Consider the following 13864-nt stretch of genomic DNA (forward strand, 5'->3'; position numbering starts at 1 on the left):
GGCCCGGCTTGGGGCCAATGAGCTGTCCTTCGGCCCGTCGCCCAAGGCGCTTGCGGTCATGTCGGAGAGTCTGAGCGGCATCTGGAAATACGGCGAGCCGGAGAACCGCGATTTGCGGATTGCGATTGCCGCGCATCTTGGCATCGCGCCCGAGGAGGTGACGGTTGGCGAGGGCATCGACGGGCTCTTGGGCAATCTGGTGCGGCTTTACGTTGGGCCGGGCGATGCGGTCGTCACCTCGGCGGGGTCCTATCCGACATTCAACTACCATGTGGCGGGGTTCGGCGGCGTGCTTCATACCGTGCCCTATAAAGGCGAACATGAGGACCCGGAGGCCCTGATTGCCAAGGCCAAAGAGGTCGGCGCGAAGCTGGTGTACTTGTCCAATCCGAACAACCCAATGGCTTCGGTGCATTCCGCCGAAACCGTGCAGGCGATGATTGAGGCAGTGCCCGAAGGATGCCTGATGATCCTCGACGAGGCCTATACGGAGTTTGCGCCGGAGGATACTCGTCCGGCGCTCGACACCTCCGACAAACGTGTGATCCGGTTTCGCACCTTTTCAAAAGCTTATGGCATGGCAGGTGCGCGGATCGGCTATGGGATCGCGCATCGCGACATCGCCACGGCCTTTGACAAGATCCGCAACCATTTCGGTGTGAACCGGGTGGCGCAGGTCGGCGCTCTGGCAGCGCTGACGGATCAGGACTATCTTGCCGAGACCCTTGAACGGGTCGCTGAAGGGCGTGCAGAACTTGCACGGATCGCACAATTGAACGGTTTGACGCCCCTGCCCTCCGCGACCAATTTCGTCACCATGGACTGCGGCCGCGATGGCGATTACGCCCGTGCGCTGGTGAAGGCGCTCGATGCCCATGGCGTGTTCGTTCGAATGCCGGGGGTTGCGCCGCTGGATCGGTGTATTCGCGTGTCGGTCGGGCTGCCGGAAGAGATCGCGGTGTTTGCCGAACGGCTGCCTCTGGCGCTGGCCGATCTGGCCTGAAAGATTTAGGCTGGCGCGCCTCAATCAAAGATCAAAGGAAAAGGCGCCCGAGGGCGCCTTTATCGTTTTGGCTGTCGGGCGCGAGATCAGACCCGCTCGGCCAGAACCATTGCCGCGGCGCGCGAGGCCCCCGTGCCGTGCGGAATTTGCAGCGCCGTAAAGGCCGTTTCCATCGCACCGATGATCCCCAGCACCATATGCGCATTGATATGGCCCATGTGACCGATGCGGAAATAACCCGCAGCCTCGTCAGACCCGATCTCACCGAAGCCCAGCGAAATCCCCAAAGTGATGCCGAGATGTTCGGTCATCCATTCCCGGAGGCGCGTGCCGTCCGGGCCGCCGAGGCTCAGCGTCGTCACGGCATGCGAGCGATATTCCGGCTCCGCGATGTTGAAGCGCAGATTGCCGCCCTGCCCCCAGGTGTCGACCGCCGCCCAATAGGCGCGCGCCAGCGTCGCGTGACGCTCCCAGACATTTTCCAGCCCCTCGTCGAGGATCATCGTCACAGCCTGACGCAGACCGTAGAGGTGATGGGTCGGCGGCGTGCCGTCGAAATATTCATAGAGGTGCACCGGCTTGGCACGGGTTTCCCAGTCCCAATAGGGCGTGCGCAGATCGTTGCCCTGCCCGGCCACGCGGGCCTTCTCGGAGAACCAGACAAAGCCCATGCCCGGCGGGGTCATCAGGCCTTTTTGCGAGGCGGCGATCATCACGTCGACGCCCCAATTGTCCATTTCGAACCGGTCACAGCCCAGAGAGGCGATGCAATCGACGGCGAAAACGGCCGGGTGACCGGCGGCGTCGATCGCTTTGCGCATGGCGGCGACATCGTTGCGCACGGAGGTGGCCGTATCGACATGAACGGTCATAACCGCCTTGATCTTGTGATCTTTATCGGCGCGCAGAGCCTCTTCGAGACGGGCCGGATCGACGGGGGCATGTTTGCCGAATTCGATGGTCTCGACATCGGCACCGAGGCGACGGGCGACATCGGCCCAGCCATGGCCGAAATTGCCGGTCAGACAGACAAGCACCTTGTCGCCACGGGAGATCATATTGGTGAGGGACGCTTCCCAGAGACCATGGCCGTTGGTGATATACATCGCCACATGTTCCTTGGTGCCCGCGATGGTCTTGAGATCGGGGACGAGGCCATGGGTCAGTTCAACGAGTTCGCCGGTATAGATATTCGGCGCCGGGCGGTGCATCGCCTGCAACACCGGATCGGGGATCACGGAGGGACCGGGGATGGCGAGATAGTGGCGGCCGTTGGCAAGGGACATGGAAAACCTCAAAGTCAAAGAGAGGCCCAAGCGGTAACCCTCCCGCAGGCGCAGGTCAATGGCGCGGCCCGTCACATCGGGTGCGCGGCTTTGCAAGGCGGCACGGCTTCGCGCATGGCTCCGAGCCGCGCAAAGCCCGTCGCTTGCCCCATTGGTCAAAGAAAGCTAAAGAGGCGCGATCCATGATGAAACGGTCCCGTATGTTCAAGACGCTGAAAAAAGGGTTCAAGAAACTCGAACGGGCCGAGGTCGGCGCCTTTGGCAATGACATCTCGACACCGCGCACAAGGCGGCTGGCGATGTGGCATTTCCACCTGTTCGACCATGCTTTCCTGCGCGGGATCTGGACCAATCTCCATGAATTCGCGCCGGGTGCCTGGCGGTCGAACCAGCCGTCTCCGAAACGCATCGCGCGCTATGCCAAGATGGGGATCAAGACGATTCTGTCGCTTCGGGGCGACAAGGATGTGTCTTATACGCTTCTGGAACGCCAAGCCTGCGAAGAGCATGGCATTCGCCTTGTCATCACCAAGAAAGCGGGCGCGCGCACGGCGCTCACGGCCGAGGATTATGTCGAACAGATCGACATTCTGGCCTCATTGGAGAAGCCCTTTCTGATCCATTGCAAATCCGGGGCTGACCGGGCGGGGATGGCGGCGGCGCTGTATCTTCTGCATTGCGAAGGCGCCTCGATCGAGGAGGCGAAAAAGATGCTGTCTCCGCGGTTCATGCATCTGAAGAGCACCAAGACCGGGGTTCTCGATTACATCCTCGGCATGTATGAAAAGGACGTCGAGGCCCATGGTCCGATCCCGATCCGCGAGTGGTTCCTGACCCGTTACGATCGCAAAGCCGCTCGAGAGTTCAAAACCTTCAGGTCCTTCCCATGAAACCCGCACAGCCTCACATTCCCGAAATCCCATCGCTGAAGCTGATTTCCTGGCTGTGGCGGGGCTATCTCAAGCCCTATCTGGGCTATGTTTTCATTGCGGTCCTGCTGATGTCCACCGAGGGGGCGATGCTGGGTGCGTTGTCCTATCTGATCAAGCCGATGTTCGACAAGGTGCTGGTCGCCGGGCAATCGAGTGCGGTGCTCTGGGTGGCGCTGGCGGTGTTCGGCGTGTTCAGCCTGCGCGCCGTGGCGTCTTTCGGGCAGCGTGTGATCATGTCCCGTGTCGGGCAAAAGGTGGCCGCCGCGCTTCAGGGCGATCTCGTGGCGCATATGCTGACGCTCGACGGCAAGTTCTTTCAGGACAATTCACCGGGCACGCTGATCGAGCGCACGCGGGGCGATTCCTCGGCGGCGGCGACCGTCTGGGGCACGATTCTGGCCGTTGTCGCCCGCGACATCATCTCGCTCATTTCGCTTCTGATCGTGGCGGTCTCGGTCGACTGGCGCTGGACCCTCATTGCGGTGGCGGGCACGCCGCTTCTGGCGGTGCCGGTGACCATGTTGCAAAAGCTGGTGCGGCGCACCACGCGGATCGCCCGCGTCGCTTCTGCACGGGTGTCGACCCGGCTCGACGAGATTTTCCACGGTGCCACGACGATCAAGCTCTCGGGCACGGAAAAGCGCGAAGCCGGACGGTTCCACGACGAAATTTCCCAGATGGTCCGCGCCCAGATCAAATCCGAAGCCGGTCAGGCGGGCATTCCCGCGCTGATGGACCTCGTGGCGGGGCTCGGGTTCTTTGGCGTGCTGCTTTACGGCGGTCATCAGATTATCGAAGGCACCAAGACCGTCGGCGAATTCATGTCGTTCTTTACCGCCATGGCGCTGGTCTTCGAACCGCTCCGTCGGCTGGGCAACGTCTCCGGCGTTTGGCAGGCGGCGCGCGCGTCCCTTGAGCGCATCTACGCGATTTTCGAGGAGCGCCCGGAGATCACCTCCCCCGCCCAGCCCACCGCCCTGCCGGTGCCGCCGTCGCGTGCCGATATCCGGTTCGAGAATGTCGAATTCGCCTATGCCGACAGCCCGGTGCTGCGCGGCACCACTTTCACGGCGGAGGCGGGCAAGACCACAGCGCTCGTGGGTGCCTCGGGCGCGGGCAAATCCACGGTGTTCAACCTGATGACCCGGCTCGCCGATCCGGTGACCGGCAAGATCACCATCGGCGGCGTGCCCACGACCGCGCTCGATCTGAAGACCCTGCGCGGGCTGTATTCGGTGGTCTCGCAAGACGCGCTTTTGTTCGACGAGAGCCTGCGCGACAACGTGCTGATGGGGGCGGAGGTCGATGAGGCGAAGCTCAAGGCCGCGCTGACCACCGCCCATGTCGCCGACTTTGCCGAACGACTCGATCACGGGCTCGACACGCCGGTGGGACCGCGTGGCTCCGGGCTTTCGGGCGGGCAGCGGCAGCGTGTGGCGATCGCCCGCGCCGTGCTGCGCGACCGTCCGGTTCTGCTTTTGGACGAGGCGACCTCGGCGCTCGATGCGCAATCCGAAAAGATCGTGCAACAAGCGCTTGAGAAACTGTCGGAAGGGCGCACCACATTGGTGATCGCGCACCGGCTTTCGACCATCAAGAATGCCGACAAGATCGTGGTGATGGACAAAGGCCGCGTGGTGGACGAAGGCACGCATGAGGAATTGCTGGCGCGCGGCGGCTTGTATGCCGATCTTTACCGGCTGCAATATTCCGACGGGCGCACGGTCATCGACGGTAGCCCCGTGAAAGCGTCGCGGGGTCGGCCCCGAGGCGAAAACGGAGAAGACGGAAAAGGTTCCGGGCTCCTTGGCGCCACCAGCCGGATGTTCGGTAACGTGATGGGTCTGTTCGGACGCGCAAAGGACTAAGCACGAGGCGGCCTTTGAGGCGGCGTGCGAGATCGACATCCTCCATCAGGGGCATATCCCCGTACCCCCCGATCTCGTCGTACAGCTCGCGGGAGATCAGCAAAGCCTGATCGCCATAGGGCAGATCGAAGCGTTTGGTACGCAGATTGGCCCAGCCCGCCGTCATCTTCGGCCAAAAGCCTTTGGCATCCCGAAAGGACAGAGAAAACACCAGCGCCTTGTCGTAGTTCTTTGCCAGATGCTGCACCACCGCCTCGGCCCAGCCTTCGGGCATCCATGTGTCGGCGTGCAGCACCAAAAGCCAGTCGCCCTCGGCCCGCTCCGCTCCGCGTTTGAGCTGCCCGCCCCGCCCGGCCCCGCCAATCACAAGCTCGGCCCCGACGAAATCGGCCATCTTCTCCACCCCGTCCGTCGATCCGCCATCCGTCAGGATCAATTCGCGCACCAACCCGGCGTCCAGCCCCTCCATCAGCGACAACATCGTCTCGCGCAAACCGGGGGTGGCATTCAGGGTCGGGATGATGACGGAAATCGGCGCGCGCATAGGGGGTCCGGCAAGGTTGCAGCTTTTCGTTTGGTTCCCCCTTCCTATATGAAGAGACACAAGGCAAGAAAGTGCAGGGGCGACACAGTGGCGACGGAAAACGACAGGAAAGTCATTGAAATCACCGGCGAAGACCGACTGCATTTCCTTCAGGGGCTGATCACCAACGATGTGAAGCGTCTTGAGGACGGCGCGGTTTACGCGGCCCTTCTGACGCCGCAGGGCAAATTCATCGTCGATTTCTTTTTGGTGCCCGAAGGCGAGGCGATCCTGATGGACGTGCCCGCCTCCCAAGCCGAGATGCTTATGAAACGGCTCACAATGTACAAACTCCGCGCCAAGGTGGCGCTTGCGCTGACGGATCGCCCGGTGTCGCGAGGTCCCGGCCCTGCCCCTGAAGGCACGGTTCAGGACCCGCGTGCCCCGGAAATGGGCTGGCGCGCCTATGACGGGCGGCCCTCGGAGGAGGCCGATTGGGACGCGATCCGCGTGGCGCTCTGCATCCCCGAATTCGGCGCGGAGCTGACGCCCGACACGTTCATCTTGGAGGCAGGGTTCGAGCGGCTGCACGGCGTGGATTTCCGCAAAGGCTGCTATGTCGGCCAAGAGGTCACCGCCCGGATGAAGCACAAGACCGAGCTGCGCAAGGGGCTTGCGACCGTCGGCATTGAAGGCCACGCGCCTGTCGGCACAGAGATTGTGACCGAAGACGGCAAGACCGCCGGCACGCTTTTCACCCAGTCGGGCGGGCGCGCAATCGCCTATCTGCGGTTCGACCGGGCCAAGGGCGTGCTCAGGGCCGGTGATGCCACGCTCACCGTTTAACTGAATCGAAAACTCTTTTCTGTTCAATCCGCTCAGGCGGCGGCATGATACCCTCATCCGCCGTTTGGGAGGCGATTTGCAGGCCACCGTTTCGGGGCCGTCATATGGAAAGGAAGAGGCGATCATGAGCGATGTCGCGGGCAAACCCTGTATCATTTGTGTGGCGATCACCGGCTCGCTGCCCACGAAGGCGGACAACCCCGCCGTGCCAATCACCATCGAAGAACAGATCGAGAGCACGCACGCGGCCTATGAGGCCGGAGCCAGCATCGCGCATTGCCATGTCCGTGACGACGAGGGCAAACCGACCTCCGATCCGGAACGGTTTGCGCGGTTGATGGAGGGCATTCAGCTCCATTGCCCCGGCATGATCGTGCAACTCTCCACCGGCGGGCGCTCCGGCGCAGGTCAGGCGCGCGGCGGCATGTTGCACCTGCGCCCGCCGATGGCGTCGCTCTCGGTCGGGTCGAACAACTTCCCGACCCGCGTCTATGAGAACCCGCCCGATCTCGTCGACTGGCTCGCCTCCGAGATGAAAACCTATGGTGTGAAGCCGGAGATCGAGGCTTTCGATCTGTCGCATATCTACAAGGCGCATGAGATGATGGAGCGCGCCCAGATCGGGGCGCGGCCCTATGTGCAATTCGTCATGGGCGTCAAAAACGCCATGCCCGCCGAGAAACGCGTGTTCGATTTCTATGTCGAGACGGTGAAATACCTGTTTGGCGACGATATTCCGTGGTGCGCCGCCGGGATCGGTCGGCATCAGCGCGACCTCAACGACTGGGCGGCGGCAGCAGGCGGGCATCTGCGCACCGGGCTTGAGGACAACATCCGCCTCGACAAAACCACGCTGGCGCCCTCGAACGCCGCTTTGGTGGAACTGGCCGTGAATGCCGCGCAACGCTACGGGCGCCCGATCGCCACGCCGTCGCAGGCGCGCAAGATCCTCGGGCTGCGCGCGGGCTGATCGCCTCTCAGCGCCCATGAACAAAGCCGCCCCCGAGGGAGCGGCTTTACTTTTCAACTCTATTGAAACCTTTGGAGCGTTATGCACGCTCCGAGTATTCCATGGTCTCGGTGTTCACGACGATGTCCTCGTCGGTGCCAACGAACGGCGGAACCATGACGCGCACGCCATTGTCGAGGATCGCCGGTTTGAACGAGTTTGCCGCCGTCTGACCTTTGACGACCGGCTCAGTGTCGACGATCTTGCAAATGACCTTCTGCGGCAGGGTGGCGTTCAACGCCTCGGCATCGTGGAATTCCACGACGATGGTCATGCCGTCCTGAAGGAAGGGGCGACGTTCGCCGAGGATGTCGGCCGGGATCGTGACCTGTTCGTAGGTCTCGGTGTCCATGATGTGCAAAAGCTCGTCGCTCTCGTAGAGGAACTGCATGTCTTTCTGCTCAAGACGCACGCGCTCGACCTTGTCGGCGGAGCGGAAACGTTCGTTGAGTTTGCGACCATCGCGCAGGTTCTTCAGCTCGACCTGAGCGAAGGCACCGCCCTTGCCGGGCTTGACGTGATCGACTTTCACAGCGGCCCAGAGGCCCCCGTCATGCTCCAGCACGTTGCCGGGGCGGATTTCGTTACCGTTGATTTTGGGCATTTGACTATACGCGATTGGTTGAAGATGGATCAGCGCACCCTATATCTGGCGAGTCGCTGGCTGACAAGCATGCTGACACGTGGCGCGATAGGAGGCGGAGATTTCGGAACAGGTGACGGACCAGCACTCACCATGCTCTGAACGCATAGGAGATATGCAAATCAGGCGTACCCGAATCGACACAAACCTGTCATAAGGCGCTGCACGCCAGAAAGACAAGAGCAATAAAACAAGGAAAAACCATGGCTGAGTTCGTGGATGGCACCGCATTCAATTACGAGCAAGGACAACGCGCCCGCAAGCTGTTTGCTGCGGTTGTGCTGGCTGCGCTCGATGATGCGATTGCCGATGACAAGAAATATGGCAACGGCCCGGAACAGATCGCCCGCTGGGCGCGGTCTCGCGATGGCCGTGAGGTTCTGTCCTGTGCCGGTATCGACCCGTGTGAGCGCGTCGTTTCCGGTCTGATGGAATTCGTCTCCAAAGGCATCCGTACCTCCGTCGCGCTGTCGCGCGAGGAAAGCGAACGCCGTCACGCCCAGGAGGCTGCGGAAGCCGCATAGGCGCGCCGTTTCTGCCATTTTGAAGAAGACGCGCCATGCTGCTCGCTGGCGCGTCTTTTCTTTTGCCGATTTGTTTTGCTGCCGCGGCATGAGTATTTGTGCCATCAGAAAACCCCTTCCCTCTTCAAGGCCGCTTCACTACTCAGGACGCGCGGCAGAAAAGAGAGGACGGCATGGCCAAGGCGATCATGATCCAGGGGGCGGGCTCGAATGTCGGGAAATCCATGCTTGTGGCAGGGATTGCGCGCGCCTTCACCCGACGGGGTCTCAAGGTCGCACCGTTCAAACCGCAGAACATGTCGAACAATGCCGCGGTGACCGCAGACGGCGGCGAGATCGGGCGGGCGCAGGCACTTCAGGCGCGGGCCTGTGGATTGCGGCCACATACGGCCATGAATCCGGTCCTGCTGAAACCCGAAACCGATCAGGGCGCGCAGGTGATTGTCCAAGGGCAACGCGTCGGCACGCTCAAGGCGCGCGATTACGGCAAGGAAAAGCCCAATCTCATGCCGAAAGTGCTCGAAAGCTTCCACCGGCTGGCCTCCGGTGTCGATCTCATGGTGATCGAAGGCGCAGGCAGCCCGGCGGAGATCAACCTGCGCCGGGGCGACATTGCCAATATGGGCTTTGCCGAGGCGGCGGGCGTGCCGGTCGTCTTGGTCGGCGACATCGACCGGGGTGGCGTGATCGCGCAACTGGTCGGCACGCAAGCGGTGTTGCCGCCAGAGGACCGCGACCGGATCAAAGCCTTTGCCGTCAACAAATTCCGCGGCGATGTGAGCTTGTTTGCCGAAGGGTCGAAAGAGATTGCCCGTCGCACCGGCTGGGTCGATCTCGGCACGGTGCCGTGGTTTCAGGACGCCCATCGCCTGCCTGCCGAGGATGTGATGGACATCGCCTCACGCGGCGACGGGCGGGTGAAAATCGCCGTGCCGAAACTTTCGCGGATTGCCAACTTCGACGATCTCGACCCGCTGGCCGCCGAGCCGGATGTGACGGTGGAGATTGTCGAACCGGGGCGCGCGCTTCCGGGCGATGCCGAGCTCGTACTGATCCCGGGGACGAAATCGACCATCGGCGATCTGAAATTCTTTCGCGATCAAGGCTGGGACATCGACCTCGCAGCGCATCTGCGGCGTGGCGGCCATGTTTTGGGGATTTGCGGCGGATATCAGATGCTTGGGCAGTGGATCGACGATCCCGAAGGCATCGAGGGGCACCCCGGTCGGCACGCGGCGCTTGGACTTCTGGAGGTCGGCACCCGGATGCAGGGCGACAAGCGGCTGGCGGAGGTGACGGCGACCGATCTGGCGTCCGGCACCGAGGTCAGGGCCTATGAGATCCACATCGGGCGCACGGACGGGGCGGATATGAAACGCGCCTGGCTCACGCTCGAAGGCCGACCCGAGGGGGCGCAAAGCCCGGACGGTCGGGTGCGCGGCTGTTACCTGCACGGGCTGTTCAGCTCGGATGCGTTCCGTGCGGCGTATCTCGAACGCTTCGGCCTCTCGGGGGGAATGACGGATTTCGACGCAGGGGTCGAGGAGACGCTCGACCGCCTCGCAGATCATCTCGAAGCCCATCTGGACCTCGATGCGCTTTACGCTTTGGCGCAAGAGGTCTGAACGCGCCCGAACTTACCCGAACTTATTCGAACTCGCGCAGGGTGAGCGCGCGTTGCACCTCGCGGCGCACGAGACGGCGAACGTTGGCGGTGATACGCTGGCCCAGCTCACCCTGTAGCTCTTCGCGGATGACCTGCGCCACGAGATCGCGCAGCGCCTCCTCATCCATGATATCCTCATCGGCATAGCCCGCGAGCGCCAGTTCTTCCTCGAGGCTGGGATCGGGATCGTGCGCCACTTCCGGCGCGGCTCCGAGATCTTCGACCTCCGGGGTCTGGGCGTCCGGGGCTGGCATCTCAAGGGGTTCGGGCGTGTCCCCGGCCTGCGGCGCGGGGGTTTCCTCGATCACCTCGGCATCGGCGATGGCATCGCCGATCTCATCGGACAGCGGTTTCGTCTCTTCGCTCTGGCTCATCGCAGCGTCATCCTTGTCCCCCGACCACGCATCCGCCGACATATCCTGTGCCTGATCCTCAGCGACCGGTTCGTCGGAAACCTGTTCATCGCGGAAATGATCCATGCCCTGAGCGTCCACAAGCGGTGCCGCCTCACGGGCGCGGAAATGCAGAACCCGCGCGCCGGGTTCGATGAAACCGCGGGGCATTTCACGCGGGATCTCCGCGTCGAGATCCTCCGACCCGTCGGGTTCCCAGTCGAGCCCCTGCGCGCCCACGGCGGCCTCGAGTTCGGCAATGCGTTGCTCGAGCGTCAGACGCGCGACATGGCGGGCGGCCTCCGCGTCGGGGGTGTCATCCAGCGCCTCGGCCCAGTCGGCCTCCGCCGTCTCAGCGGCTGCGGTCATCGCCCGCGCTTCCGCCTGCACCTCTTCGGCGATGAGGGTTTCGAGCGTCGGGTTTTCCACGCCCTCAATCCCGGTCTGCTGCGTTGCGACCTCATCCGGCAGATGCACCGCGAGATCGGGCGACAGGATCAACGGCTCCGCAGCCCCTTCTTCGGCGGTCGCCGCGTCTGGAAGCGGCTCCAGAACGAGGGGGGCCTGAGCCACCGGTTCGGGCACGGCGCTCTGGCGCACGCGGAAATCGGGGGTGAGCACCAGCGCTTGCGCCGCAGGCTCGGAGTGAGGCTTTACTGCGGCCGTTTCCCGAACATCCATGGACGGCACAGCGGCTGTCACTGGCGCAGACACCGGCACGGGCCGATGACCATGGGTCTCCGCCACAAGCCGACGGATCGAGGCAAGGACCTCATCCGCTTCGGTATTTGTCATCGCATCGGACATGCCGACTCCTGCCCCGTCTTACCTACCCTCAATGGTAGCCAGCTTCGCGCAGACACACAATAGATCGTTAAAACGCCGTGCGTTTCCATGGCCCCAAACATGCAAAAACCCCGCGCGATCTCCGCACGGGGTTCGAAGGCATGGGGCCGCGCTTACTGGCCTTGCTGTTTCATCAGCCCTTGCAGCACGCGGTCGAGTTTTTCACCCTGGGGGCTAACGTAACGCGTCGGCGCATTTTTCACCGCGTTGTAATAGGCCGCCGGATCGTAGACCGGCACGTTCAGCTTGAGCTGTTCGACGGTCAGCATGCCGAGAGATTGCAGCACGGAATAGACCTGGGTCTCGCGGGCGATGCGGGCCTGAATGGCGGCGACCTGCGCGTCGAGCAGATCCTGTTCGGCGCTCAGCACGTCGAGCGTGGTGGAGGCGCCGAGATCGGCCTCTTCCTTGACCCCGTCATAGGCAACGCGTTGGGCTTGGACATAGGCGTTCGACGCCTCTTCGGAGGCGGCATAGACCGAGATCATCGCCCAGTTGGTGCGCACGCCCTGCTCCACTTCGCGGGTGGTTTGCAGCAACTCGGCGCGGGCCGCGTCGCGATCGGCGATGGCACCGCGCACGGCAGAGGCGACGGCCCCGCCGGAATAGATCACACCGGAGATGCCGACGCCCACCGAGGTGGTGTCATTGTCGAAATCGTCGGCATAGCTTTGCGTCACATCGGCGGAGACGGTCGGCAACATGTTGCGCTCGGCGATGGTCACGGCAAGATCCTGTGCCGCCGCCTGGTGTTGCAGTGCGATGATCCCCGGGTGACGCTGTTTCGCCGTGGTCACGGCAGTCTCGAGCGAGGAGACCGGCAGTTTGATGGTCGGCGGGGTCGAAAGCGACTGCGGGTAATGCCCCACGGCAACCTTGTAAGTCTCGCGCGCAGCCGACAACGTCCCTTGCGCGGCGGCCAGATCGGCGCGCACGGAAGCGAGCTGCGCCTCGTATTGCGCCACTTCGGTGCGGGTGATTTCGCCCACGTCGAAGCGGTCCTGCGCGGCCTTGAGGTTCTGTTGATTCAGACGCACCGCACTTTGTTGCAGGTTCAGTAGCGCCTGCGCCTCACGCACGCCCATATAGGCGTCGACCGCATTGGCCAGAACGGTCTGCTCGACATTCACGAGAGACGCACGTGTCGCGAGGACGACTTCTTTTTGCACGTCGATCGAGAGCTTGTTGCGCCCGAACGTATAAATGTCCATGGAGGCCACGAAAGCGAGCGTATCGCTCCAGTCACTCCAGGCGTCGGTCAGATAGCTTTTGGATTTGCCAATCTCGTAGGAATAGGACAGCGTCGGGCGCAGATCGGACAGCGCCGAGGCCACACCTTCGTCGGCGGCACGCAATGTGGCGCGGTTCTGTTCCAGAAGTCCGGAGGTCTTGTAGGCCGAGGCCAGCGCATCGCCGAGCGTTTCCGCCCAGGACGCCACCGGCCCTGCCATAATGCCCAACGCCGCAACACCGGCGAAAAGGGTCTTTTTCAATTGTCTGCTCATGCTCATTGGCCTCTGCCCCTTTGTTATCTTCGAACGCCGGGGCCGTCCCGGCCTATCGCACGTCCTGCATCAGAGCGCGAATTTCGCGCGTTTTTCAAATCCCGGAAGGATCGGCACCGTGGCGTTGAACACCATGCGCCAAGTGATTTCGCCACCTATTTTGTACCCTATACGCACAATGCCAAGGGCTCCGTCGAGAAAAATAGCACAGATGCGGCCATTTTCCTTCACCTGCGACAGAATGGCCTCAGGCATTTCCTCAACCCCGCCTTGCAGGATCACAGCATCATACGGACCATGCTGAGCTGCCCCTACGGCAATCTCTCCGATTTCGAGGATCACGTTGTCGGAACCGTTCTCGGCCAGAGCCGCCGCAGCGTCCTTGGCCAGTTCCGCATCTTCCTCGACCGCGACCACCACCTGCGCCATGCGCGCGATGACGGCAGAGGAATAGCCAAGCCCGCACCCCAGATCGAGCACCATTTCGTCATTCTGGATGTTCAGCGCATCGAGCATCTTCGCCAGAACCCGCGCATCGAGCACCACGCGGCCCTGGCCGAGATCGACATGCTCGCCCACATAGGCCGCCTCTCGCTTGCCGGCGGGGACGAAATTCTCACGCGGAACGGTGAGCATCGCCTCGATGATGGGGAACTTGGTCACATCGGAGGGGCGAACCTGAGTGTCGACCATCGTGGTGCGGAGCTGGGTGAAGTTTGCCATGGGCTGAACTCTTTCGTTCAAGGACGTGTCCGCGCCGTTTTGCCACAAGCCTGCGGTCGGGGCAACATCCCAATGCGTTCACAAAATCGCGCAAATGG

General features: G+C 62.6%; 12 protein-coding genes and 1 pseudogene. 7 read left to right on the forward strand and 6 right to left on the reverse strand.

From position 1 onward, the window contains the following. On the forward strand, window positions 1-1003 hold a 1003-nt coding region (locus tag V1475_RS00005; RefSeq protein ID WP_479411116.1), incomplete at its 5' end, for a pyridoxal phosphate-dependent aminotransferase. 86 nt (window positions 1004-1089) lie between these two features. Here V1475_RS00005 and V1475_RS00010 read toward each other — a convergent pair. Further along, complete coding sequence (locus V1475_RS00010) at window positions 1090-2289, reverse strand: pyridoxal-phosphate-dependent aminotransferase family protein (RefSeq protein WP_479411117.1); 1200 nt, start codon at window positions 2287-2289, stop codon at window positions 1090-1092. Window positions 2290-2471: 182 nt separating this feature from the next. On the opposite strand from V1475_RS00010, the gene V1475_RS00015 reads away from it, so the two are divergent. Beyond that, a complete protein-coding gene (locus V1475_RS00015; RefSeq protein ID WP_479411118.1) occupies window positions 2472-3179 on the forward strand; it encodes a phosphatase domain-containing protein in 708 nt (235 codons plus the stop codon). After that, a complete protein-coding gene (locus tag V1475_RS00020; protein ID WP_479411119.1) occupies window positions 3176-5089 on the forward strand; it encodes an ABC transporter ATP-binding protein in 1914 nt (637 codons plus the stop codon). The genes V1475_RS00015 and V1475_RS00020 overlap by 4 nt, the downstream gene beginning before the upstream one ends. On the opposite strand, the pseudogene V1475_RS00025 reads toward V1475_RS00020, so the two are convergent. Then, a pseudogene (locus tag V1475_RS00025) lies at window positions 5016-5777 on the reverse strand (glycosyltransferase); the annotation flags it as partial. The gene V1475_RS00020 and the pseudogene V1475_RS00025 overlap by 74 nt on opposite strands. Between V1475_RS00025 and ygfZ the strand changes: the two are divergent. Both ygfZ and V1475_RS00035 read left to right on the forward strand, forming a co-directional pair. Then, window positions 5721-6458, forward strand: a complete 738-nt coding sequence (ygfZ, locus tag V1475_RS00030) for a CAF17-like 4Fe-4S cluster assembly/insertion protein YgfZ (RefSeq protein WP_479411120.1) — start codon at window positions 5721-5723, stop codon at window positions 6456-6458. The pseudogene V1475_RS00025 and the gene ygfZ sit on opposite strands and share 57 nt — an antisense overlap. Window positions 6459-6582: 124 nt before the next feature. Then, on the forward strand, window positions 6583-7428 hold the full coding sequence (locus V1475_RS00035) for a 3-oxoadipate:acetyl-CoA acetyltransferase (protein WP_479411121.1): 846 nt from the start codon (window positions 6583-6585) through the stop codon (window positions 7426-7428). Window positions 7429-7507: 79 nt separating this feature from the next. On the opposite strand, the gene efp is transcribed toward V1475_RS00035, so the two are convergent. Next, window positions 7508-8071, reverse strand: coding sequence for an elongation factor P (gene efp / locus V1475_RS00040; RefSeq protein ID WP_434286331.1), 564 nt, complete (start codon window positions 8069-8071; stop codon window positions 7508-7510). 242 nt (window positions 8072-8313) lie between these two features. Between efp and V1475_RS00045 the strand changes: the two genes are divergently transcribed. Together V1475_RS00045 and V1475_RS00050 are read left to right on the forward strand one after the other, a co-directional pair. After that, a complete protein-coding gene (locus V1475_RS00045) occupies window positions 8314-8634 on the forward strand; it encodes a DUF6280 family protein (RefSeq protein ID WP_043868949.1) in 321 nt (106 codons plus the stop codon). Window positions 8635-8807: 173 nt separating this feature from the next. Continuing rightward, window positions 8808-10259 carry a cobyric acid synthase gene (locus tag V1475_RS00050; protein WP_479411122.1) on the forward strand — a complete coding sequence of 484 codons (1452 nt, stop codon included), beginning with the start codon at window positions 8808-8810 and terminating at the stop codon, window positions 10257-10259. A gap of 22 nt (window positions 10260-10281) precedes the next feature. On the opposite strand, the gene V1475_RS00055 is transcribed toward V1475_RS00050, so the two are convergent. The 3 genes from V1475_RS00055 to V1475_RS00065 all read right to left on the reverse strand — a co-directional run bounded on the left by V1475_RS00055 (window position 10282) and on the right by V1475_RS00065 (window position 13766). Then, window positions 10282-11499: a hypothetical protein gene (locus V1475_RS00055; RefSeq protein ID WP_479411123.1), complete on the reverse strand. Its 1218-nt coding sequence runs from the start codon at window positions 11497-11499 to the stop codon at window positions 10282-10284. A gap of 152 nt (window positions 11500-11651) precedes the next feature. Then, complete coding sequence (locus tag V1475_RS00060; protein ID WP_479411124.1) at window positions 11652-13043, reverse strand: TolC family outer membrane protein; 1392 nt, start codon at window positions 13041-13043, stop codon at window positions 11652-11654. A gap of 69 nt (window positions 13044-13112) precedes the next feature. Then, window positions 13113-13766: a protein-L-isoaspartate O-methyltransferase family protein gene (locus V1475_RS00065; RefSeq protein WP_479411125.1), complete on the reverse strand. Its 654-nt coding sequence runs from the start codon at window positions 13764-13766 to the stop codon at window positions 13113-13115. Window positions 13767-13864 lie beyond the last annotated feature (98 nt).

This window comes from Celeribacter sp. SCSIO 80838 (assembly GCF_056498065.1).